The organism is Bifidobacterium adolescentis ATCC 15703 (assembly GCF_000010425.1).
In the GTDB taxonomy this organism is placed as follows: Bacteria; Actinomycetota; Actinomycetes; order Actinomycetales; family Bifidobacteriaceae; genus Bifidobacterium; species Bifidobacterium adolescentis.
Genome location: NC_008618.1, coordinates 1,038,348 through 1,061,912, shown reverse-complemented (window position 1 = coordinate 1,061,912; position 23,565 = coordinate 1,038,348). Strand labels below are relative to the sequence as shown.

The 23,565-nt window shown below is 60.1% G+C and carries 19 protein-coding genes and 1 tRNA gene; 19 read left to right on the top strand and 1 reads right to left on the bottom strand.

The window, feature by feature from the left end; translation table 11 throughout:
• Window positions 1-170: 170 nt before the first annotated feature.
• Both BAD_RS04535 and BAD_RS04530 read left to right on the top strand, forming a co-directional pair.
• Window positions 171-1,181, top strand: a complete 1,011-nt coding sequence (locus tag BAD_RS04535; RefSeq protein ID WP_011743213.1) for a VanZ family protein — start codon at window positions 171-173, stop codon at window positions 1,179-1,181.
• A gap of 115 nt (window positions 1,182-1,296) precedes the next feature.
• A tRNA-Gly gene (locus BAD_RS04530) sits at window positions 1,297-1,372 on the top strand.
• Window positions 1,373-1,469: 97 nt separating this feature from the next.
• Here the strand turns inward: BAD_RS04530 and BAD_RS04525 are convergent.
• Window positions 1,470-1,838 carry a cupin domain-containing protein gene (locus BAD_RS04525; protein ID WP_003809174.1) on the bottom strand — a complete coding sequence of 123 codons (369 nt, stop codon included), beginning with the start codon at window positions 1,836-1,838 and terminating at the stop codon, window positions 1,470-1,472.
• 205 nt (window positions 1,839-2,043) lie between these two features.
• Here BAD_RS04525 and BAD_RS09375 point away from each other — a divergent pair, with 205 nt between their 5' ends.
• From BAD_RS09375 to BAD_RS04450, 17 genes are all read left to right on the top strand, one after another.
• Window positions 2,044-2,169, top strand: a complete 126-nt coding sequence (locus tag BAD_RS09375) for a hypothetical protein (protein WP_256134382.1) — start codon at window positions 2,044-2,046, stop codon at window positions 2,167-2,169.
• Between the two features lie 166 nt (window positions 2,170-2,335).
• On the top strand, window positions 2,336-2,731 hold the full coding sequence (locus tag BAD_RS04520) for a GtrA family protein (RefSeq protein WP_003834828.1): 396 nt from the start codon (window positions 2,336-2,338) through the stop codon (window positions 2,729-2,731).
• A gap of 128 nt (window positions 2,732-2,859) precedes the next feature.
• Complete coding sequence (locus tag BAD_RS04515) at window positions 2,860-4,356, top strand: DUF3375 domain-containing protein (RefSeq protein ID WP_011743210.1); 1,497 nt, start codon at window positions 2,860-2,862, stop codon at window positions 4,354-4,356.
• The gene (locus tag BAD_RS04510; protein ID WP_033499481.1) at window positions 4,353-5,198 is read left to right on the top strand and encodes a DUF4194 domain-containing protein; all 846 of its coding nucleotides are present in this window, start codon (window positions 4,353-4,355) and stop codon (window positions 5,196-5,198) included. Before BAD_RS04515 ends, BAD_RS04510 begins: the two co-directional genes overlap by 4 nt.
• Window positions 5,198-8,656, top strand: a complete 3,459-nt coding sequence (locus BAD_RS04505) for an ATP-binding protein (protein ID WP_041777310.1) — start codon at window positions 5,198-5,200, stop codon at window positions 8,654-8,656. The genes BAD_RS04510 and BAD_RS04505 overlap by 1 nt, the downstream gene beginning before the upstream one ends.
• A gap of 1 nt (window position 8,657) precedes the next feature.
• On the top strand, window positions 8,658-8,948 hold the full coding sequence (locus tag BAD_RS09370; RefSeq protein ID WP_254303699.1) for a DUF3322 domain-containing protein: 291 nt from the start codon (window positions 8,658-8,660) through the stop codon (window positions 8,946-8,948).
• On the top strand, window positions 8,945-9,892 hold the full coding sequence (locus tag BAD_RS09365; RefSeq protein WP_256584571.1) for a DUF3322 and DUF2220 domain-containing protein: 948 nt from the start codon (window positions 8,945-8,947) through the stop codon (window positions 9,890-9,892). Before BAD_RS09370 ends, BAD_RS09365 begins: the two co-directional genes overlap by 4 nt.
• Window positions 9,893-9,967: 75 nt before the next feature.
• A complete protein-coding gene (gene uvrA, locus BAD_RS04495; RefSeq protein WP_011743206.1) occupies window positions 9,968-12,955 on the top strand; it encodes an excinuclease ABC subunit UvrA in 2,988 nt (995 codons plus the stop codon).
• Complete coding sequence (uvrC, locus tag BAD_RS04490) at window positions 12,952-15,294, top strand: excinuclease ABC subunit UvrC (RefSeq protein ID WP_041777309.1); 2,343 nt, start codon at window positions 12,952-12,954, stop codon at window positions 15,292-15,294. Before uvrA ends, uvrC begins: the two co-directional genes overlap by 4 nt.
• Window positions 15,295-15,359: 65 nt before the next feature.
• On the top strand, window positions 15,360-16,298 hold the full coding sequence (locus BAD_RS04485; RefSeq protein ID WP_011743204.1) for a shikimate dehydrogenase family protein: 939 nt from the start codon (window positions 15,360-15,362) through the stop codon (window positions 16,296-16,298).
• Window positions 16,298-17,230, top strand: coding sequence for an RNase adapter RapZ (gene rapZ / locus BAD_RS04480; RefSeq protein ID WP_003809197.1), 933 nt, complete (start codon window positions 16,298-16,300; stop codon window positions 17,228-17,230). The genes BAD_RS04485 and rapZ overlap by 1 nt, the downstream gene beginning before the upstream one ends.
• A gap of 154 nt (window positions 17,231-17,384) precedes the next feature.
• Window positions 17,385-18,335 carry a DNA-binding protein WhiA gene (whiA, locus tag BAD_RS04475; RefSeq protein ID WP_003809200.1) on the top strand — a complete coding sequence of 317 codons (951 nt, stop codon included), beginning with the start codon at window positions 17,385-17,387 and terminating at the stop codon, window positions 18,333-18,335.
• Window positions 18,336-18,466: 131 nt separating this feature from the next.
• The gene (locus BAD_RS04470) at window positions 18,467-19,672 is read left to right on the top strand and encodes a phosphoglycerate kinase (protein ID WP_003809203.1); all 1,206 of its coding nucleotides are present in this window, start codon (window positions 18,467-18,469) and stop codon (window positions 19,670-19,672) included.
• 125 nt (window positions 19,673-19,797) lie between these two features.
• Window positions 19,798-20,592 (top strand): triose-phosphate isomerase, encoded by a 795-nt coding sequence (gene tpiA, locus BAD_RS04465; protein ID WP_011743203.1) that lies wholly within the window; start codon window positions 19,798-19,800, stop codon window positions 20,590-20,592.
• Between the two features lie 98 nt (window positions 20,593-20,690).
• Complete coding sequence (gene secG, locus BAD_RS04460) at window positions 20,691-20,939, top strand: preprotein translocase subunit SecG (RefSeq protein WP_003809205.1); 249 nt, start codon at window positions 20,691-20,693, stop codon at window positions 20,937-20,939.
• Between the two features lie 87 nt (window positions 20,940-21,026).
• A complete protein-coding gene (locus BAD_RS04455; protein ID WP_011743201.1) occupies window positions 21,027-21,875 on the top strand; it encodes an HAD family hydrolase in 849 nt (282 codons plus the stop codon).
• 154 nt (window positions 21,876-22,029) lie between these two features.
• Window positions 22,030-23,562 (top strand): aminotransferase class I/II-fold pyridoxal phosphate-dependent enzyme, encoded by a 1,533-nt coding sequence (locus BAD_RS04450; protein ID WP_003809207.1) that lies wholly within the window; start codon window positions 22,030-22,032, stop codon window positions 23,560-23,562.
• Window positions 23,563-23,565: the final 3 nt, after the last annotated feature.

Genomic DNA, 23,565 nt, shown 5'->3' with positions numbered 1-23,565 from the left:
GGCCATCTCATACCAGAGGATGAGTCACCCCAACATTTACGCCAAGGAATGAATACGACGGACGATGCCACGGACACGACCAGCCGTACTACCGTTGAAACCAACAACGGAAACGAAACCCACGCACACACACCACGCGTATCCCACACGCCCAGCAAAGGAAACCGGCCATGTCATACGTCCTCTACTTCAGCAAGCCATTCGCGCTCGCCATCGCAATCTGGCCATTCCTCTCACTCCTACTCACCCTGCCCGTGCTCGCACTGCTCTACCACCGCGACAACCGGCTACGCTTCACCTCCGCACTGACCGCATATCTCGTGGTGCTCTACCTCATCGCGCTCGCATGCTTCACCATGTACCCAATGCCAGAAAACCCGGCCACCTACTGCGCCGCCCACCATCTCAGGCCACAACTCAACCCATTCGAATTCATCCACGACATCCGAACCGACGGCATCACAGGCGTCATGCAACTGGCCATGAACGTCGTGTTCTTCCTACCGCTCGGCTACTTCATGAAACGCGTCTTCCGCTGGAAATTCGCCACGGCGTTGCCGGCCATGTTCCTCACCTCGCTGCTCATCGAAACCACCCAGCTGACCGGCATCTGGGGCATCTATCCATGCGCCTACCGCCTATTCGACGTCGACGACCTCATCACCAACACCCTCGGCGGCATACTCGGCTACGCCATGGGAAGCATTGTCACCCACTTCCTACCCCAACAGCGCATCGACGAAGACGCCATCACCACCGAGCCAGGCTTCGTGCGCCGCTGCGTGGCGCTCGCGATCGACCTGTTCCTTGTCGAAACGGCGTCGCTGTCCGTCACGGCGCTTATCTATCTGGTTGGCGTGCTGTTCGATGTGAACCGCGCGAACAACGTCAATGCGGCCGTCTCCGCCGTGGCCACCATCGTCATGTTCGTCCTGTTCGAAGGGATCATTCCGTGGAGGCGCGCCGGCCGCACGTTGGGCGGCGGTTTCACGCGCATGACGGTGGAGACCAGGGAACGTTCCGGCATGCGCAGGATCGTGTTCTATACGTTACGCGCGTTGGTGTTGTATTGCGCGGTCTACGGATTGTGGACGGACCGTGGCTTCTACGCGCTGCTCTTCGACATCGCGCTTATCGTGTTCTGGCGCGTTAAAAAGCGCATGCCGTACGACTATGTCTGACCGTCGTGCGGAGCTGCCGCGAGTCCGGCGCCGCAAAAACGCGACACGCCGGGCTTGCGCGATGGCGGACGCTCCTGTATATTTTCAACTCGTTGCCCACCAAGGTGGAAAACATGCGGACATAGCTTAGTTGGTAAAGCGCAACCTTGCCAAGGTTGAGACCGCGGGTCCGAGTCCCGTTGTCCGCTCCACAAAACGAAAGCTCCTGGGAGGGAGCTTTTCTTGTATTTCCGGCAGTCGCCGGCACCGGCGAATCCAATGGAATCCGATGCCGGCGGTCTTGTTTTTTCAGTCGCCGATGTTGTCGCGTGCCGGCGTGACCATCGTCAGCATCATGACGGACGGCTCCTCGGCGTATATCGCGTGCGGGATGCGGGTGGGAAAGTAGGCCAGGCCTCCCGGAACAAGCTCCACGGTCCTGCCGTTGCCCGTCACCTTAAGCCGTCCCTTCAGCGTCTGCACGAACACCGGCATCGCGGCCGTATGCTCGCTGAGCTCCTCGCCCGTGTCGAAGGAGAACAGCACCACGTTGCCTCCGGCCTTCTGCATGACGGTGCGGGACACGGTGGACCCCTCCTGAACGGAAATCATGTCCCCGAGGTCCTCGATGTATCCCAGTTCGATCGGTTCGGCCTCATTGCGTTCGTCGCTCATCATCGTCCTTCTTTGGTTGGTGGCAGGGATGCCTCCATCGTATCGTCTTCACGCCGGAGACACGGCATGTACGCGTGGAGGAAAAACGTTTGATCACGATGTGAACACACTCTTGCATCGAACGCGTTTATGGTCCAGACTTTTGCCTGTTCCATGAAAGTCGGCAATGTCGCCGGGGGCAAGTGGGACGAACGGAGGTATTAAGGAAATGAACGAGAACATCGACATCGACACCACTTTCGTGCCGGACGATTCCGCCAGCCATTCCTGGACGGAGCGCGACAGCGAGCTTGTGGAGGAGTATGCGGCCCAGCTCATGGCGATGAGCATCTGAGCGGACACGATCCGAAAACGTGGGGGACGCCTCTTCCGGAAACTCCGGAAGGGGCGTCCTTCCGTTTTTTCATTCCGCCGGGCCGAAACGCCTCCGGCGCGTCCGTAGCCACATGTGTGACTATGCTTTCCAGCCGTAGCGTTTGAGACGACCGGGAGGAGACCGCATGCCGACGGACGGAAAACCGAAAAACGGCATCGTCAGACAATTGTTCAGCTATGGCGGCGTTTCGGCCATGCAGACCTTCGTGGAATTCGGCGTGTTCGCCGTGCTTCAGCTGGCCGGCCTGCCGTTCCGTCTGGCGAATGCCGTGGCCGTCTTCTGCTCCGGCTCATTCAACTACGTCATGAACCGCAACGTCACATTCAAATCCTCGTCGAACTACGCGCGTTCGATAGCCATGTTCGTGGCCATGTACTGCTGGAACCTGCTGTTCTCCAACCTGATGATGGCCTGGATCCCCGGACTGCTCGGCTGGCCCACCATGGCGGTCAAGATCGTCACCATGGGCATGCAGGCGGTCTGGGGCTTCCTGCTGTGCCGCTACGTCATCTTCAAATGACGTTCGCGCCGGACGGTTTTCCCGCCGCGATCACGGGAAAACGGACATGCTATCTTACAATGGATGCGCATCGGGAAACTTGTGGCTAAGGGAAGGACGGGACGCCGTTGGCGGATGTAAGACGGGAAATGGAACGGCTCCGGCCCGTGTATGAGACCGGGGTGCTGCGATTGCTGCTGCGCGGCAATTCCATGCTGTACGTCGCGCTGCTGCGCTCCACGTTCGACCCGCTCACCGGCGAGCTGCCACGCGAGATCGTCGAGGAACGGTTCTCCCGCAGTCTGACCCGACTTGCGGAAACGGGCGATTACACGCCCAAGGAAGGGCAGACGTCCGCGGAAGCCGCGCACACGATCCTGCAGCAGCTGACGAAGGAAGGCGAAGGCGACTACGCCTGGCTCGCCAATTCGCTCGACGTCGCAGCCCACCGCTACCTGTACCGTCTCACGGCGCGCGCCCACCGTGCGATCGAGGCGCTCGACCGGCTCGAGGACACCACGAAAGCGCTGTCCGGAGCGCAGGCCAACAGCATCATCATGGAGATCGAGCATGCGCGCATGCAGCTGACCGTCGATCCCCGCGAACGCATCCGCCTGCTTGAACGCGACATCGAGGAGCGGCAAAAGCAGATCGACGAATTGAAGCACAGCGACACGTTGGACAGGCTCACCTCCCAGCAGGTGGGCGACATCATCGGCGTCATCCACAACACGCTGCGCGGCGTGCCGATCGACCTGCGCGAACTGGCGCTCGAGGAACGCGACAACGGCGACAATCTGCGCCGAAGCATGCAGTCGGGCTCCATCAGCGTGGAGCAGGCGCTCGGCACCTACCATGACGAATACCACAGGTCGTTCCACGAATCCGACAGCGGCCGGCGTTTCGAGGACGCGTTCCAGGTGATCGTCACCGACGAGGGACGCCGCGAAATCGACGAGGCGGTGCGAGACATCGCCCAGAACCCGTATCTCGAGGGCGAGCCTGGCATCCTGCTCGCCCAGGTACGCGCCGAACTCAAACGCATCTACGAGGGCATCGAGGACGTGCGCCGGCAGATCCGCATATCCGACGAGGCGGTGAGCCGTCTGGTGCGCCAGCAGACCGACACGCATTACCGCACCATGCTCGACAAGCTCCACAGACTGTTCGTGCGGGCCAGCGACGATGCGAAGACGCACCCCGGCTCGGACGAACGCCCATACCGTACGGACACCGGTACGGCGCAGTTCCAGGCATTGCCGTCCAGGCCGGCGAAATCGATGGCGCGCGCGGCCACGGCCGGATTGGACGACGCGCCTTCGACGAACGTCGACGCGCCGGACCTGAAGGCCATGGTCGAGATGTGCGGCCCGCGGCTGACGCACATGATCGGACTCATCAGGCGCGATCCGGTCAAAACGGCGGACGGCAGGTTCGTGGATTTCGCGGCGAGCTTCAACCGGCTGCCCCAGGAGGAACGGCGCGAAAGCGAGCTGATCGGCTTCCTAAGCGCCCTACGCACGCAGGACGGACCGGCAACCGTGGCATGGCATTGCGTATCCATCGACGGAGGCGAGCGCGTGTGGCGCACCAGGCCGATCCTCACCACCGAGGCGGCGCTTGACGAGATCATCGAGGAGGGATGAGCATGACGGACAACACCGACGGATTCGACACTGGCATCGGCATCGAAGAGGAGACAGGCCCGGAATCCGGCATGCCGTCCGAAGGGCCGGATATGACGAGGGACAGGCCGGCATTGTTCGACGGGGATACGGGAGACATGCCTCTTGAGGCGCGTATGGCCGCGATCGCGCTGAAACGCGAACGCTACATCGACGGCAGCCTGTACGACAGGGCGTGCCAGTACCGTGAGGCCGTGGAACGGTCGTTGAACAACGACATGCTCAGACTGGTCGACAACACGAAATACCGGATCATGTACGCGTCGCCGGTCACGGACGCGGAGACGAACATCCGCTCGTTGAAGACGCGTGTGAGCCTCACCCGCGAGGAGGCCGCCACGCTCGCGGCCCTGCGCATCAAGGTGCTGGAGTACGAGAACCAGAAGACGAAGCCGGGCGACTGGCTCATCAGCTTCGACGACATCCGCGCGCTGCTCGCCACGGGAGCGGGCTTCCTCACGGCCAGCAACGACGAGGAGGGCACGGCGAAGAAGATCACGTCCGTCATCTCGCGCATGCGCACCTACGGGTATCTCGCGGAAACGGGGGACGAGAACATGTACGTGCTCACGCCATTGGTGCCGATGGTGCTCGACCAGAAGCTCGCCGACCGGTGGCTCGGCTCCGATGATACGGACGGCGATGGTATGAAAGACGCGGATGGCGATGGTTATGACGATTCGTCCATCGGCGCGGATGGTGGCGATACTTCCGATTCGACCGGGACGGTTTCGTCCGGCGTCGAGCAGGACGCGTTCGATTTCGATTCGGCCGATGACGCTTTTGATGGGGGGAAACACTGATGGAAGACGGCATGAAAATCGTTTCCGACCGTTGGATGCTGCAAAGCCGGCAGATCGTCAACTGGGGCTCCTACGGCGGCTACCACGTGTTCCGCCCGTCCATGGACGATGCGATGCCGGTGACCCTGCTCGCCGGCGCGAGCGAATCGGGCAAATCCACGCTCGTCGACGCGCAGATCTCGCTGCTCTACCCATCCGGCACCCCCTACAATAAGGCGTCGAATTCGGGACGTTCGGAACGCAACGACTACACGTACCTGCGCGGCATGATCGGCATCAGCGACGGCGAAAACGGTGAGACCCCGATCTTCCTGCGCGGCAGGGACGCGGACGGCACCCCGCAGAACATCTGGGGCGCGATCGTCGACACATACGCGAACCGCAGCGACGGAGGACTGTTGTCCTGCGCAAAATTCCTCTACCTGACCGCAGGCGACGGGCCGGACGGACTGCGCCGCCAATACGTCACCTGGAACCAGACCATCGACCCGCGCCTCATGGACCGGCACCGCGACACGTCATTCACGCGAGGACTGATGGAACAGACCTACCCAGGATGCACGACGCACGTCAACGCGCAGGCGTTCCACGCCTCCATCTGGCAGGACATGGGCCTAAGCGCCGAAGCATGCAGGCTCCTGCACAAGATCCAATCCGCCGACGCGCCCTCCAAACTCGACGACATCTTCAAACAGGGTGTGCTCGACGTGCCCGAATCCATCCGGCTCGCCCGCGAAACCGTCGACGACTACAACCGGTTCAGTGAGAACTTCCACAGCATGGAAGACAAAATGGAACGCGTCGCCATCCTGCAGGACATACAAGCCCGCTACGGCGAATACGCCAAACAAGCCAGCGAACGCCGCGAATACACGCCCATCGACCCCGACCGCGAGCAAGGCGAGACGACGCTCGCCGCATGGACATGGTCGCGCATGGCCAGCGAAGTACGCGCCGGACTGCCATCGGCGCAACGCAAAGCCAAGGAATCCCAGGACGCCATCGACCGGTCTCAGCAGCGCATCGACGAACTCGACACGCAAATCGAAGCCGTCAAAGAACGCATGAACGGCATCGACGGCGGCAGCCTGCAGCAACTCGGCAAGGACTTCGAACGCGCACGCCAGGACGCCGACGAGGCGCGCAGACAACGGCACGCCATCGCCGAACGGTTCGAACGCGTCGAAGGCAGACTCCCCGCCGACGAGCAGACATGGAACGCCAAACGCGCCGCGCTCGCCTTGTCGCTCGACACGTACGACAAGCGTTTGGAAGACGCGCGATCCGAATACCAGCGGATGGTGGTGGAACGTCACGCCCGGCAGGGCGAACGCGACCTGTTGAGGCAGGATTACCGGCGCAAGATCGAACACAGGACGCGCATCAGCGACGACATGGACCATGCGCGCACGCTCATCGCACGGGCGACGGGCTTGGACGAGACGGAACTGCCGTACGTGGCCGAACTGATGGACGTGGACGAGGGGGACGAGCAATGGCGTCTGGCGATGGACGTCACGTACGCGCCCATCGCGCAGACCATTCTCGTGGACAAGCGGCATGAGCAGGGGTTCGCCGCGAAGGTCAGCGCGATCGATCCGACGCGTATGACGCGGCGTGCCTGGCGTTTCGTCGATACCGACGCGCAATACGATTCGGCCTGCAACGAGGGGTGGATGTCGTCGAAGCTGCGGTACAAGGAGGATTCGCCGTTCGTCGGATGGTTGAAGGAGCAGACCGCGTCGCAACGGTTCGACGCGCGTTGCGTGGAGGCGATCGACGACATGGACCGGGCCGAACGGCAGGTGCAGGTCGACGGGCAGATCAAATCCGGCGACCATGGATTCCATGGCGTCAAAGGCCTGCGTCAGGTCATCGGCTTCGTGAACGAACGGTATCTGGCCGAATTGGAACGCCAGCTTGACGGGGCGGAACGGGCGTTGGAGGACGCCGACCGCCGCGGCAGGCAGATGGCCAACGCCATGACTCTGCTGCAGGACGAGCATGAGCTCGCATTGACCGTCGCGGATCTGCCATGGGGCAAGATCGACGTGGACGGGCTCGAGACGAAGGCGGAACGGATCCGTCTGCAGATCGAACGGATCGAAAGCGATCCGGAACTGGCACAATTGCAGGACGAGTTGAAACAGCTGCTACGGCAGAAGGACGACGAGGGCAAGACCAGGTACCGTGCCGAAGCGGAATTGGAAAACGCGCAGCATGCCGTCCAGGCCGAACAGGCATGGCTCGACATGCATGGCGACTCCGATTTCGACGATGCCGCATTGTCCGACATGGTGTCGAATCTGCTGGCCGACACGTATGAGACCTGTTTCGACACGTCGCGTCCGCAGGAACGGCCGCAGCGCATCGCCGGCGGTTTCGACCGTGAGGGGACGGCGCCGTTCGACGTGCGCGTGCTGCGCAGAATCGGCAACACCGTGCGTGCGAGACTCCAGCAGATCGACGAGCGTGCCGTCCAATTGCGCGCCGACACGGAACGCGCCATGGGCGACTATCTGAAGCACCATTCCACGGAGGGCGACACCGTCATGGCGAGCGTGGAGGACTATCCGTATTTCCTTGACGAGCTCAAGAACCTCAACATGCTCGTCACCCGCGCCGCGACCGACGAGGAGTATGCGAACAGCGTCGAAAAGCTGTATATGAGCTTCCAACAGCTCAACCGCGCGTTCAACACCGACGAGGAGAACGTCAGGGAGCAGCTCGACCGCATCAACGGCATGCTCAAAGGCCAACAGTTCGGCCCCCGCGGCGGCAGGCTCTCGCTCCACGTGGACTTCCACCCGATCGACCGGCAGTTCAAATCCTCGTTGGGCCGCATCATGTCGAAGCTCGACGATTGGACACGCAACGCGCGCAGCAATCCCATGGAGACGCGCAAGGCGTTCGCAGGCTGCGAAACGTTCATCGGCAGGCTCCAGGCGGAACTCGGCCAGATCCGCGACACGAACGGCATCAAGGAATACGGTGCGCGCAACCTCGATCCACGCGTGCGCAGCTCGTTCTACGCGATCGTGCACCATAACGATCTGCCCGACGAACGCATCAGCTCCACCGGCGGCAAGTCCGGCGGCGCGTTGCAGGAACTCACCTCGTTCGTCTACGGCGCGGCCCTGATCTACCTGCTCGGCGGCGACCTGACCGGCAAGCCCACCTACACCACACTGTTCCTGGACGAAGCCCTCATCAAAGCCGACGGACGCTACACGAAACGCGCGCTGACCGTGCTGCCGCGCCTCGGCTTCCAGATCATCGTATCCGCGCCGGAAAGCAAAACCGCCGAAATCCTCAGCATCGCAGACAAAGCGTACGTGGCATACAAGGATCCCGCAACCGGCAACTCGTACCTGCAGGAGCTCGACCGCGAGCCGGCAACGCAAGCCGAAACACAAGACGCCACCGTCGAACAGACGCAACCCGCGACGGAGGCATAATATGGCAGCGGCCAGAAACACCACAAGCGAAACGGACATCCGCCGGAAACTCGACGAATACGTCGACGCCCACCTCACCAGGCACATGTACGACACCGACGAATCTTGGCCGCTGCGCAAAACCATCCGACTGCCCAAACAAGCCGAACTAGAGCAGCACTACAACCAAATCCGCGCCCAAAACGAAACCATCCGCGACTGGGCGCGGCAACACCACTGCGAAACCAGCGAAAAAACCAAAATCGTCTCCAGCGGACTCATCCAACAAAAAGCCCGCTCATCGACTCCGTGACCATACCCGACCTCGACACCGCCCTCCGCATCGCCACCAAACAAACCCGCGAACGCTACCTACGCGAACACGACCGCATGAGCGCGCTCGCCAAAGAATTCGGCCTCGAACCGGAGAACGCCATGAACGTCGCCAAAACCCTCAAAGACCACGACGACACCGACTTCCACCTCGTCATCCAAGCCGCCCACTACTTCGCAAACCACGACTGCCACACCATGACCCCACGCATGGCGCCCATCCCAGGATTCAGCGCCAAATGGCTCGGCACACCCAACTCCCAACGCCGCAAAGCGATATGCCAGCTCACCGGACAAGACAACCTCACCTTCCAGGAACGCCCGAACGAACTCCGACTACGCCTCATGGACGCCGAACACCACGACCAACCCGACCTCATCGTCACCCAACCATGGGTCCGCAGCCAGCCAACCGACATCGAACACGCCATCATCATCGAAAACAAAGACACCTACCAGGCCATGCCCACCGTCGAACACGCCATCTGCATCCTCGGCAACGGATACGCCGCAACATCACACATCACAACACTCCTGCCATGGCTCACCACCATCCCCAACATCATCTACTGGGGCGACATGGACGCCAACGGACTCGACATCCTCTCCAAACTACGCGCCACCGGCATCCCATGCACATCCATACTGATGGACACCACCGCATACCGGACATACGAACAATACGGCACCCAACTCGACGCCAAAAACAAACCCCTCACCACACAAACCCCACAACCCACACCCGGACTCACCACCGAAGAACGCAAACTCTACGAAACACTCTGCACAGGAACAGACATCCAATACCTACGCATCGAACAGGAACGCATCCCCATACGCGACGCCACAACCATCCTGCACGACCAACACCACTGGCCAATCGACATACCCGGCAACGACATACCAAACAACAACACCAAATAGAACACCTGTTCGAAACCACAACAAAAATACGCTATCCTATACAACAGAACAGGCAACACCAAGCGGAAGAACACCATGACAACCAAACGCAACAACACGACACACAACGAAGTCGTGGTCGAACACGTACTCACCAGCGACGCATTCCTCACACGCGAAATCAAAAAAGCCCCCATGAAAACAACAGGCGACTCACTCATAGCAGACCTCACACACCTACCCAACGACCTCAAAATCACCATCCAAGGCGCTCGCGAGCACAATCTCAAGAACGTGGACTTGGAGTTTCCTCGCAACCGCATGGTGGTGTTCACCGGCCTGTCGGGTTCGGGCAAATCCTCGTTGGCGTTCGATACGCTGTTCGCCGAGGGCCAGCGCAGGTATGTCGAATCGCTGTCGGCGTACGCGCGCCAGTTTCTGGGGCAGATGGACAAGCCGGACGTCGACTTCATCGAGGGGCTGAGCCCCGCGGTTTCGATCGACCAGAAGACCACGAACCGCAATCCGCGTTCGACGGTCGGCACAATCACCGAGATCTATGATTATCTGCGACTGCTGTTCGCCCGCACCGGCATTCCGCATTGTCCGGAATGCGGCGCCCTGGTAAGCGCGCAAACACCGCAGCAGATGGTGGACACGTTGCTGAAGTATCCGGAACGCACGCGTTTCCAGATTCTCGCGCCGGTCGTGCGCGGCCGCAAGGGCGAATTCGAGGATCTGCTCGAACTGCTGCGTGGCGATGGTTACGCGCGTGCGCTGATCGACGGTGAGATGCGGCAATTGTCCGATGACATCAAGCTCGCCAAGCAGAAGAAGCACACCATCGAAGTGGTGGTGGATCGTCTGGTGGTCAAGGACGGTATCCGCCAGCGTCTGACCGATTCCATCGAAACGGCGTTGAAGCTTTCCAAAGGCGTGGTCGTCGCCGATTTCGTCGATTTGGACGAGAAGGATCCGGACCGTCGCAAGCCGTTCTCCGAGAAACGCGCCTGCCCGAACGGCCATCAGCTGGAACTCGACGAGATCGAACCGCGCACCTTCTCCTTCAACGCGCCGTATGGCGCCTGCCCTGAATGCACGGGTATCGGATACAAGCTGGAAATCGACCCCGAACTGGTCATTCCCGATCCGGACAAGACGCTGAACGAGAACGCCATCGAACCGTGGGGCATGACCAAAGGCACCGGCGAATACTACCGCCATGTGCTTGAGGGACTCGGCGATGAGATGGGCTTCGACCTGGACACGCCTTGGAAGGATCTGCCCAAGGACGCGCGCGACGCCATCATGTATGGCCGCGATTTCAAGGTGCAGGTCTCGTACCGCAACCGTTGGGGTCGCATGCGCGAGTATTCCACCGGTTTCGAAGGCGTGGTGCGCACGTTGATGCGCCGGCATGACGAAACCGATTCCGACCAGATGAAGCAGTATTACGAGTCGTACATGCGCGAGGTGCCATGCCAGGCGTGCCATGGGCGGCGTCTGCGTCCGGAAGTGCTTGCCGTCACCGTGGACGACGAGTCCATCGCGGACGTGTGCGACATGTCCGCCGAACGGAGCCTCGCATGGATCAACGGCCTAGAACTCGAAGGCTCGGCCGCGCAGATAGCCGGCGAAGTCGTCAAGGAGATCCGCGCACGCCTCGGCTTCCTCAACGATGTCGGCCTGAACTATCTGACGTTGTCGCGTGCGGCGAAGACCCTGTCGGGCGGCGAGGCGCAGCGCATCCGACTGGCCACCCAGATCGGCTCCGGCCTGGTGGGCGTCATGTATGTGCTGGACGAACCATCCATCGGCCTGCATCAGCGTGACAACGAACGGCTGATCGGTACATTGCATCATTTGCGCGACCTCGGCAACACGCTGATCGTCGTCGAACATGACGAGGACACCATCAGAAACGCGGACTGGGTCATCGACATCGGTCCGGGCGCCGGCGAACATGGCGGCGAGGTCGTGTATTCCGGCCCCGCCAGAAAAATCACCGAAGCGCCACGCTCCATCACCGGCGACTACATCGCCGGCCGACGGAAGATCGAAGTGCCCGCCGCACGCCGCAAGACGCATAAGACCAAGCAGCTGCGCGTGGTCGGAGCCCGCGAGAACAACCTCAAGAACCTGAACGTCAATTTCCCGCTGGGCGTGTTCACCTGCGTGACGGGCGTGTCCGGTTCCGGCAAATCCACGCTGGTCAACCAGATCCTTTATCCGGTGCTTGCGGACAAGCTGAACGGCGCGCGCATCGTGCCCGGCAAGCACACGCGCGTGGAAGGCGTGGACCAGTGCGACAAGGTGATCCACGTCGACCAGAATCCGATCGGCCGCACTCCGCGTTCCAATCCCGCCACCTATACGGGAGTATGGGACAAAATCCGCACGCTGTTCGCCAAGACGCCCGAAGCGCAGGTGCGCGGCTATGGTCCCGGACGGTTCTCGTTCAACGTCAAGGGAGGCCGCTGCGAGGCATGCCACGGCGACGGCACGTTGAAAATCGAAATGAACTTCCTGCCGGACGTGTACGTGGACTGCGAGGAATGCCACGGCCAGCGCTACAACCGCGAGACTCTCGAAGTGAAGTACAACGGCAAATCGGTCGCCGACGTGCTGAACATGCCCATCGAGGAGGCCGCGCAGTTCTTCAAGGCGTACCCGTCCATCTCGCGTTACCTGGACACCCTGGTGCAGGTCGGTCTCGGCTATATCCGGCTCGGCCAGCCGGCGCCGACGCTGTCCGGCGGCGAATCGCAGCGCGTGAAACTCGCGACGGAACTCCAACGGCGTTCCACCGGCAAAACCGTGTACATCCTCGACGAGCCGACCACCGGCCTGCATTTCGAGGACGTACGCAAACTGCTGCTCGTATTGCAGGGATTGGTGGACAAGGGCAACACCGTCATCGTCATCGAGCACAATCTCGACGTGGTCAAATCCGCGGATTGGATCATCGATCTGGGGCCGGAAGGCGGTGACGGCGGCGGCACCATCGTCACCGAAGGCACGCCGGAGCAGGTCGCGCAATGCGAACAGTCGTGGACGGGCAAGTTCCTTAGGGATATGCTGTGACTGATTTCGAACGACACAGTCCGGACGTGTGGCGCAAAACGGCGGATGCGTTACGGGAAACCGCAGTATCGGACGCCGGCACCCAATCCGACGGCAGGGGAGTGAACAAGAACGGCGCGCCCCTGTTGGGGGATACTCGCGACCTGTTCCGTCCGAAAACCTCCGACATTCCCGCGCAGCCGGGCGTATACAAGTGGCGTGACGGCGAGGGGCGCGTCATCTACGTTGGCAAGGCCAAGAACCTGCGCAACCGGCTGACGAACTACTTCCAGCCGCTCTACCAGCTGCATCCACGCACCCAGACCATGGTGTTGACGGCTCGCAGCCTCGAATGGACGGTAGTGGGTACGGAACTGGAGTCGCTCACACTCGAATACACGTGGATCAAGGAGTTCGACCCACGATTCAACGTGGTGTTCCGCGATGACAAGACCTACCCGTATCTGGCCATCTCATCAGGCGAACGCATCCCACGCGTATGGGTGACTCGCAGCCGCAAACGTCGCGATACCAGATATTTCGGCCCGTACGCCAAGGTATGGGATCTTCGGCACAGCCTCGACGCGTTGCTGAAGACGTTTCCCGTGCGCACATGCTCGAAGAACGTGTTCCACAAGGCGCAGTTGACGGGCCGTCCATGCCTGTTGGCATCGATCGGCAAATGCTCCGCTCCATGCGTGAACCGTATCGGCGCTGACGAGCATCGCAGGATGTGCGAGCAGCTTGTCGGCGTGATGACCGGCCGAATCGGCAAATCGTATATCGCCCAACTGACCCGCGACATGAAGCAGGCGAGCGCCGAACTGGAATTCGAGAAGGCGGCCCGGCTGCGCGATCAGATCCAAATGCTCGGGACCGTGGTCCAGCAGAACGCCGTCGTGTTCGATTCGGATGTCGACGCCGACGTGTTCGGCATCGCGTCCGACGAGCTTGAAGCCAGCGTGCACGCGTTCTTCGTGCGGTCCGGATTAATTCGCGGCGAACGTAACTGGAGTGTGGAGCGAGTCGAAGATGTGAGCGACGCGGAGTTGATCGCCGATCTGATCACTCAGGTATATTCGGAAACCACGGGGGAGAGCGCGGCCGTCTCCGATTCGACCGTCGTGACCGAGCAGCGCAATGCGATCGGTTCGACACAGACCGTGACCGCAACGGATGCTATCGCCCGTGCGCAGGCCACGAAGGAACGCAACGAACGTCAGGAGCAGACGGGACGTGCCGACCTGCTGGCTCCAATCGCGCCTGTTCCCCGTGAGGTGATCGTTCCAATCGAACCGTCGCGCAGCGCAGGGCTTGAGCAATGGCTAAGCGGATTGCGTGGAGCGGCCGTCACCATCCGTGTAGCCAGCAGAGGCGACAAGAAACAGCTTATGGACCGTGCCAACGACAATGCCAAGCAGGCGTTGGCACGCAGCAAGATGAGCCGTATCAGCGATATGGGCGCACGTTCCGATGCGATGAACGATGTGACGAAGGCTCTTGGGCTTGAACAGGCGCCGTTGCGCATTGAATGCTACGACATTTCCAACACAGTCGGCGGCGCATTCCAGGTAGCGTCCATGGTGGTGTTCGAAGACGCGATCGCGAAAAAGTCGGAGTACCGCCGTTTCGCCATCCGAGGTGCGGACGGGCAGGGCGCGTTGGATGATTTGAGCGCATTGTATGAGACGTTGACCCGTCGTTTCCGCCATGGCAACATCGCCGGCGATTCCGGGGAAAGCATGGACAACGAGCGTCGGATGGCCACGCAAAATGATAGGTCGGATGGCACGAATGGTCCTGAAACGGATGCCGTGCAGCAGAACACCAACCGTCGCCATTTCGCCTATAAGCCGAATCTGGTCGTGGTCGATGGCGGCAAACCGCAGGTGATGGCGGCGGCCAAGGCGCTTGCCGACTGCGGCGTGGACGATGTGGCCGTCTGCGGATTGGCGAAGCGTCTTGAGGAGGTTTGGGTGCCGGATGACGACTATCCGATCATCCTCAAACGTCAGTCCGAAGGCATGTATCTGCTGCAGCGGGTGCGTGACGAATCGCATCGTTTCGCCATCACCTACCATCGTCAGACCAGACGCAAAGGAGCTTTGCGTTCCGCTTTGGACGACATTCCCGGCATCGGCGAAGCCTATCAGAAACGGCTTCTCAACCATTTCGGCTCCGTACGCGCCATGCGTGAGGCGAGCGTGGAGGATTTCGAACAGGTCAAAGGCATCGGCCATGCCAAGGCCGAGAACATTTACCAGGCATTGCATTCGTCCGTTGACATTGCTTCGAAGGCGGAGGATGCCCTCCGAACAGTGAAATCGGATGGAAACAGTCCGAAAGATGAAAAGAAATAGAATCTGTAACGAGCAATCGCTTCTGCGTTGCTAGCATGATGAATGGTGAGAGTAAGGGAGGGAACATGACCGAGGTGGACCATCGGTGCGCGGTCCTTGGCAAACCCATCGCGCATTCGCTTTCCCCTGTATTGCATAATGCGGCCTATCGAGCTCTAGGACTTGACAGCTGGTCGTATGGCAGGCACGAGGTCGGCGAGACGGAGCTTGAGGATTTTTTGGAGTCGCTTGATTCCATCTGGGCGGGACTGAGCCTGACCATGCCGTTGAAGAAGACCATCCAGCCATATGGCGTGCCATGCAACGCGTGGGCGAAAGAGCTGAAGGTGGCCAACACCGCCGTCTTCGACTGGTCTGGCGCGAACGATAAGAACGCCGCCATCCCTGCGATCAGGCTCTACAACACGGATGTGAAGGGAATTGAGCTCGCCTTCGAGCACTCGTATCGGGCACGTGGCATGCGGATGGATTCTGGACAAGACGGCGAGGCGGTGATCATCGGCAATGGCAACACCGCCACCTCGGCTTTGGCGGCCTGCACCGAGATGCCCCACATTGGACATGTCACCGTCGTGGCACGCCATCCCGATAAGAACGAGGCGCTTGAACCATTGGCGGAAAGCCATATGGGCGTCGGCTCCATAAGCATCGTCGCCATGGACCATGCGGTGAATCTGCTGTCCCATGCGGACGTCGTCATCAACACCATCCCCGGCCTTGCCGCCGATCCGATCGCCGAGGCGTTTGCCTCAGCCGGCATAGTCACGAACGGCACGCTACTCGACGTGGTCTATGATCCCCGCCCGACCAAGCTCATGCAGGCCTGGAGGTCATGCGGCGGCACCGCCATCGGCGGCGAGGAGATGCTGCTGTACCAAGCCATGATTCAAGTCTGGCTGATGACCGGCATATGGGACAACGATCCGCCGACCGAGCCCACCAGCCATCAGAAAGTCGAAGCATTGGAGCATGCCATGCGCTCCGCGCTTAAGGAGGCCCTGTGATGAACGAAAAGAACAACGCCGTCAACCAGGCAGGCAGGCATACGAGCGCGCCTTCTCCGGCCGCAGGCTTCGAAGTGCTGCTCATCACCGGCATGAGCGGCGCGGGCCGGTCCCACGCGGCCAACAGCATCGAGGACATGGGCTGGTATGTGGTCGACAACATGCCGCCGAAACTGCTTGTCCCGCTGGTGGACATGATGACCAGCTCCGGTTCGAACATCCACAAACTCGCCGCGGTCATCGACGTGAGGTCACGTGACTATTTCGACGACCTGTCCGCCGTGCTGAGCCATCTGGACGATCTTGGGGTGAAGACCCGCATCCTGTTCCTCGACGCCAGCAACGAGGTGCTCATCAAGCGCTACGAATCCGTGCGCAGGCCCCATCCGCTGCAGCAGGGCAATCGTCTGATCGACGGCATCCTTGAGGAACGCGACCTGCTGAAGAACCTCAAAGAGCACGCCGACATCGTCATCGACACCTCGGCATTGAGCATCCATCAGCTGTCCACGAAACTGTACGAGGGTCTGCTTGGTTCCGGACCGACCACGGTTTCCGTGCATATCTTCAGTTTCGGATTCAAATACGGCATTCCGATAGACGCCGATTTCGTGGCGGACGTCCGGTTCCTTCCCAACCCGTTCTGGGTGCCGGAGCTTCGTTCGCTGACGGGCAAGGACAAACCGGTCAGCGACTACGTGCTCTCCAGCGAGGGCGCGGAGGAGTTCCTTGACGCCTACGAGAAAGCCATCGCCATCGCCATCGAAGGTTATGCGCAGGAAGACAAGCACTATGTGACCATCGCGTTCGGATGCACCGGCGGCCAGCACCGTTCCGTGGCCATGAGCGAGGCCTTGGCCAAGCGCCTGCGTGCGCGTGGTCTCACGGTCTCCGTATCGGCCCGCGAGCTGGACAAGCGTTCGGCCGATTGATGACCGCATTGTGAGAAGACAGTATCCAAATACAAAGAAAAGCTGCCGGCTTTGTCCAAGTTATTCGGTATCACAGTAAGCCGGTAGCAGTGCGGGTCGAGTCCGCGACTCGCCTGAAATTATAGGGAAGAACAGGAAAGTAGGAGGTTGGCTCTTGGCTCTTCTGGATGACGTCAAAAGCGAGCTGGCCGCAATCGACAACGAGTTGCCCATCGCCAAAAAGGCACAGGCGACTGCGATGATTCGATTCGGCAATGGTTTGCACTCGGTGGATCACCACATTCTCGTGCAGGCGCAGCTTGATTCCCAAGACGCGGCCATATGGCTGCAGGACACCATCAGAAATCTGTACGGCCACGAAGCCACGCTTACCCCCGTTTCCAGGCAGACGCCGACCGGCGTGGTGCAGCGCTTCATAGTCCGCGTCCCCAAGGGCAGCGCGGCTCTGGTGCTGCAGACCGGCCTGTACAGCCGTTACACCAAAAACATGGTGCTGGGTCTGCCGGGCGACATCATCAACGGCAAGATCGCCCAGATCAAGGCCGCCTGGCGTGGCGCGTTCCTCGCAGGCGGACACCTGTCCGACCCGGGCAAGGCCAGCTATCTCGAAATCGTATGTCCGAATCATGAGGCCGCGCTGGCGCTGGTCTCCACCGCGCGTCGTCTCGGCATCACCGCCAAGCCGCGTAAGCTGCGCAGCTCCGAACGTGTGACGTTGCGCGACCCCGATGCCATCGAACGCATGCTCATCCTCATGGGCGCCCCTCATTCCGCCCGCGAATGGACCGGAAAGCGTTCCGACGGAGAGGCCCGAGGCAAGGCGAACCGTCTGGCGAACTTCGATGACGCCAACATGCGCCGTAGCGCCAAGGCCGCCGCGGAAGCCTGCGATAAGGTCCGCCAGGCCTTTGAAATCCTCGGCGATGACGTTCCGGACAATCTTAAATCCGCCGGCCAGCTCCGACTCGACCATGCCGACGCGTCCCTTGAGCAGCTGGGCCGTCTCGCCGACCCGCCAATCACCAAGGACGCGATCGCCGGACGTATCCGTCGACTGCTGCAATTGGCTGAGAAAACGGAGAAGGCACGCCGTCAAGCGGCCTGATTTTCGTTTCCGGAAACAAAACACCATGCGACTTTTCCGTCGTATGGTGTTTTTTGTTCGTTTGGGCTTGTATTATGCGTAAGTGGCAATATGGCCATTCCACGCTTACAAGCGGCTAGGAAAGGATATACATGAAGACACTCAAGGATCTTGGAGATCTCAAGGGCAAGCGCGTTCTGGTTCGCGCCGATTTCAACGTTCCGCTGGACGGCACCACGATCACCGATGATGGTCGCATCAAGGCCGCCCTGCCTACCATCAAGGCTCTGCGCGAACAGGGTGCGAAGGTCATTCTGATGGCTCATCTCGGCCGTCCGAAGGGCAAGGTCGTTCCGGAACTGTCCCTGGCTCCGGTCGCCGCCCGTCTCGGCGAGCTGCTCGGCATCACCGTTCCGCTGGCCGCAGATACCTACGGTGAGGACGCGCAGGCCAAGGTCGCCGCGATGAGCGATGGTGATGTCGTGCTGCTGCAGAACGTCCGTTTCAATCCGGAAGAGACCAGCAAGGATCCGGAGGAGCGTGCCGCATACGCCAAGAAGATCGCCGCCCTCGGCGAAGTCTTCGTGTCCGACGGCTTCGGTGTCGTGCACCGCGCACAGGGCTCCAACTACGACGTCGCCGCCGATCTGCCGGCCGCCGCTGGCCTGCTGGTCGAGAAGGAAGTCAAGGCACTGTCCCGCGCCACCGTGAACCCGGAGCGTCCGCTGACCGTCGTGCTCGGCGGCTCCAAGGTCTCCGACAAGCTCGGCGTGATCGACAACCTGCTGGACAAGGCCAACCGTCTGGTCATCGGCGGTGGCATGGCGTACACCTTCCTCAAGGCCAAGGGCTACGAGGTCGGCACCTCCCTGCTGGAAGAGGACCAGATCGAAACCGTCAAGGGCTACATGGAGCGCGCCGAGAAGAACGGCGTCGAACTCGTGCTGCCGACCGATGTCGTCATCAACCCGGTCTTCCCGAAATCCGATGAGGACATCGCTCCGGAAGTCGTGGCCGCCGACGCCATTCCGGCCGACAAGATGGGTCTGGACATCGGTCCGGAATCCCAGAAGCTCTTCCACGACAAGATCGTCGATTCCAAGACCGTCGTGTGGAACGGCCCGATGGGCGTGTTCGAGGTCCCGACCTTCGCTGAAGGCACCAAGGCCGTGGCCCAGGCTCTCGTCGATGCCACTGCTGCCGGCGCATTCACCATCGTCGGTGGTGGCGATTCCGCTTCCGCAGTGCGCAACCTCGGCTTCCCGGAGGATGGCTTCTCGCACATCTCCACCGGTGGCGGCGCCTCCCTCGAGTTCCTCGAGGGCAAGGAACTGCCGGGCCTGAAGGTGCTCGACTGATCTCAGAATCATGAAGGGGTGCTTCCTCATCAGTGGGTGGGGGAGCACCTTTTGCGTATTTCGCATACAATGTCACAAGAACGACCTTTCGCTTTGACGAGCACGGACGGGAGACGACGAATATTATGGGGCCGAAACGGATTCCTTTGGTGGCCGGAAACTGGAAGATGAATTTCGATCATCTTGAAGCGACGTATTTCGTACAGCAGCTTGCATGGAATCTTCGGGCCATCCATTTCGACTACAAACGTTGCGAAATCGCATTGATGCCGTCATTCACCTCACTCCGCAGCGTGCAGGTCGCCGTCGAATCGGACAATCTGAAAATCCGCTACGGGGCCCAAGCCGTCTCAGTCACCTCGCAGGGAGCGTTCACCGGCGACGTCTCCGCCGATATGATCGCCCATCTCGGCTGCTCGTACGTGATCGTCGGCCATTCGGAACGACGCAAATACCATCCCGAAGACGACGCGAACATCGTCGACCAGGTGAGGGCCGTGCTTGCTGCCGGCATGCAGCCGATACTTTGCGTCGGAGAAAGCTACGAGGAACGGCGCAAAGGCATAGAGCTCGATTTCGCGGTCGGCCAGGTGCACGACGTGACGCGGGACCTGTCCGATGAGGAGGCCGCGAAGCTGATTGTGGCGTACGAGCCGGTATGGGCGATCGGCACCGGCATGGTGGCTACGCCTCAGTCGGCACAGGACGCGGCCAGGGCGATCCGAAACGACCTGTCCGATACGTTCGGAACACGGGTCGGCGAAACGGTGCGAATCCTGTACGGCGGTTCGGTGTCCTCGAAAAACGCGGTGGAACTGATCAACGAGCCGGATGTGGACGGCTTCCTGATCGGCGGCTCCGCGTTGAAGGTCGATGAACTCACACGCATCTGCAAGCTGACATTGGAAACAACCGCCTGAAAACTTTTAAAAAGCATGGTTGGACGCTCGATTTTTTCAACACCATGCGCTATTATCAGAAACAGTGTTTACGAACTGGAGGTTCACCCGTGTCCGCTATGGCTACTGTCAAGCTTGTGCTGCAGATTCTTCTTGTCATCCTCAGCCTCTTGCTCACCTTGCTTATCCTTATGCACAAGGGTAAGGGCGGCGGTTTGTCCGACATGTTCGGCGGCGGACTCACCCAGAATGCGGGTTCCTCCGGTGTCGCGGAAAAGAACCTGAACCGTTGGACCGTCATCATCGCATTGCTGTGGGTGGCCATCATCATCGCCCTCGGTCTGATGACGAAATTCAACCTCATCTGATTGACGTAATTTGGTTTGGCCCATGACCGGCTTCACGGTCATGGGCCAAACTTGTCTCCGGCTAGATTGCTCCCGCAAAGGATTCAAATGACTTCGACAAACAACACCTATGATGACGTGACCATGGTCGTCGCCGATCTGGACGGCACACTGCTGCACGACGGAGAGACTTTCGAGGACCGTTTCCTGACGCAACGATCCATTGACAGCATCAACCGCATGCACGACGCCGGCATCAAATTCGTGGTGGAGACCGCGCGACCGGTCAGCACCGGCTACTCGTTCGTGCAGAAGCTTCCGGTTGACGCCGTCGCCTATCTCAACGGGGCGCTGTTGGATTTCAACCCCGTCTCGTCCGATTACGATATGCTCACCTCACCGACACTGCCGAAGGACGGACATCTGCAGAAGATCGGATTCTCTTCGAAAAGGGCCTGCGAGGTCTGCAAGTACCTGCTGGAGGAACTGCCTGACATGGAAGTGGGCATCGTCATGGATGATGTCAGGTACACGAATTTCGACGTCACGAAATACTGGAAGACGCAGACCTGGCGATACACGGATTTCGATGACGTTCCGGACGGCACCGCGGACAAGCTGATCCTGTTCCCGAACGAGGAGCAGTGGAAGCGTGTGGGACGGCTCATCCCCGACGATTTCGACGTGCATATCTCCGAAGGCTCGCTGTGGATGCTGATGAATCCGCAGGCCAATAAGGAGCATGCATTGAGCATCCTCGCCGATCGCATGTCGACGCCGTTGTCACGGACCGTCTCATTCGGCGACGATTTGGTGGACATCGCCATGCTTCGTGAATCCGGCAGGGGAGTGGCCGTGGCCAACGCGAATCCTGACGTGTTGAAAATCGCCGATGAGATCTGCCCTTCGAACAACGATGACGGCGTGGCCCAATGGGTTGAGAACAATCTGCTTTGACCGCCCCCCCACATGGAGTCTTTTCACGGAATTGAACTCATTCATGCAGCGGCATGAAACACATCCACCAAAATTGAACTCTTTGTCTTTCTTGGTGCCCTGTCGTGCTATTCTTTGAACTAGCTTTTGTTTAAATTGAACTGGAAGGATAGGCATGACGGAATCATTCTCGACCAGATTGAATGATGCCATGGCATTACGCGAGCTTAAACAGATTGATTTCGTTCATGCTGCGGAAAAGTTCAATATCAAGCTCGGCAAAAGCCATATGAGCCAATACGTCAGTGGCAAAACCGTTCCCCGTGCCGATATCGCGCATTTCCTTGCCGCGTATCTGCGGGTCAACGAGGATTGGCTGATGGGCAAGGATGTTCCCATGGAAGAGCATGCCGCGATTTTGCCGGATTTTGCCGGTGAACAGCCCGACCATGTTGACGATGCATCCGAGCAACCGACAGAAGGAAGAACCATGCGCACTTTTACGAAATCCCACAAGCTCGACAATGTGCTGTACGACGTCCGTGGACCGGTCGCCGACGAGGCCGCGCGCATGGAGGCCGCCGGCACGCACATCCTGAAACTCAATATCGGCAATCCGGCACCGTTCGGCTTCCGCACGCCGGATGAAGTGGTCTACGACATGTCGCAGCAGCTGCCCGACACGGAAGGCTATTCGCCGTCGAAGGGCCTGTTCTCCGCGCGCAAAGCCATCATGCAGTATGCGCAGCTGAAGAACATCCCCAACGTGTCCATCGACGACATCTACACCGGCAACGGCGTCAGCGAACTTATCAACCTGTCCTTATCCGCGTTGCTGGACAACGGCGACGAGGTACTCGTGCCGTCGCCGGATTATCCGCTGTGGACAGCTTGCGTGAATCTGGCCGGCGGAACCGCGGTGCATTACGTCTGCGATGAGGATTCCGAATGGTATCCGGACATCGACGACATGCGTTCCAAGATTACCGACAAGACCAAGGCGATCGTCATCATCAATCCGAACAATCCGACCGGCGCGCTGTATCCGAAGGAAGTGCTTCAGCAGATTGTCGATCTTGCGCGAGAGCACCAGCTCATGATCTTCTCGGATGAGATCTACGACCGTCTGGTCATGGATGGGTTGGAGCACATCTCCATCGCGTCCCTTGCGCCTGACCTGTTCTGCGTGACGTTCTCCGGATTGTCGAAGTCCCATATGATCGCCGGCTGGCGTGTCGGCTGGATGGTGCTGAGCGGCAACAAGCGTCTCGCCAAGGATTACATCGAGGGTCTGAACATGCTGGCCAACATGCGTATGTGCTCGAACGTGCCTGCGCAGTCGGTGGTGCAGACCGCATTGGGCGGCCATCAAAGCGTCAAGGATTATCTGGTGCCCGGCGGCCGCATCTACGATCAGCGCGAGTTGGTGTACAACATGCTCAACGATATTCCAGGCATCACCGCGGTCAAACCGAAAGCGGCGTTCTACATCTTCCCGAAGATCGATGTGAAGAAGTTCAACATCCATTCCGATGAGCAGTTCGCGCTTGACCTGCTGCATGACAAGCATATCCTCATCAGCCACGGCGGTGCGTTCAACTGGCAGGAGCCGGACCACTTCCGTGTGGTCTATCTGCCTCGTATCAGCATGTTGAAGGAGACCATCGGCGAGATCGGCGACTTCTTCAGCACGTATTGGCAGGCTTGATTT

Coding starts and splice junctions, on each gene's coding strand:
- BAD_RS04535 (WP_011743213.1), top strand. CDS start 171: ATGTCATACGTCCTCTACTTCAGCAAGCCATTCGCGCTCGCCATCGCA.
- BAD_RS04525 (WP_003809174.1), bottom strand. CDS start 1,838: ATGATGAGCGACGAACGCAATGAGGCCGAACCGATCGAACTGGGATAC.
- BAD_RS09375 (WP_256134382.1), top strand. CDS start 2,044: ATGAACGAGAACATCGACATCGACACCACTTTCGTGCCGGACGATTCC.
- BAD_RS04520 (WP_003834828.1), top strand. CDS start 2,336: ATGCCGACGGACGGAAAACCGAAAAACGGCATCGTCAGACAATTGTTC.
- BAD_RS04515 (WP_011743210.1), top strand. CDS start 2,860: ATGGAACGGCTCCGGCCCGTGTATGAGACCGGGGTGCTGCGATTGCTG.
- BAD_RS04510 (WP_033499481.1), top strand. CDS start 4,353: ATGAGCATGACGGACAACACCGACGGATTCGACACTGGCATCGGCATC.
- BAD_RS04505 (WP_041777310.1), top strand. CDS start 5,198: ATGGAAGACGGCATGAAAATCGTTTCCGACCGTTGGATGCTGCAAAGC.
- BAD_RS09370 (WP_254303699.1), top strand. CDS start 8,658: ATGGCAGCGGCCAGAAACACCACAAGCGAAACGGACATCCGCCGGAAA.
- uvrA (WP_011743206.1), top strand. CDS start 9,968: ATGACAACCAAACGCAACAACACGACACACAACGAAGTCGTGGTCGAA.
- BAD_RS04485 (WP_011743204.1), top strand. CDS start 15,360: ATGACCGAGGTGGACCATCGGTGCGCGGTCCTTGGCAAACCCATCGCG.
- rapZ (WP_003809197.1), top strand. CDS start 16,298: ATGAACGAAAAGAACAACGCCGTCAACCAGGCAGGCAGGCATACGAGC.
- BAD_RS04470 (WP_003809203.1), top strand. CDS start 18,467: ATGAAGACACTCAAGGATCTTGGAGATCTCAAGGGCAAGCGCGTTCTG.
- tpiA (WP_011743203.1), top strand. CDS start 19,798: ATGGGGCCGAAACGGATTCCTTTGGTGGCCGGAAACTGGAAGATGAAT.
- secG (WP_003809205.1), top strand. CDS start 20,691: ATGGCTACTGTCAAGCTTGTGCTGCAGATTCTTCTTGTCATCCTCAGC.
- BAD_RS04455 (WP_011743201.1), top strand. CDS start 21,027: ATGACTTCGACAAACAACACCTATGATGACGTGACCATGGTCGTCGCC.
- BAD_RS04450 (WP_003809207.1), top strand. CDS start 22,030: ATGACGGAATCATTCTCGACCAGATTGAATGATGCCATGGCATTACGC.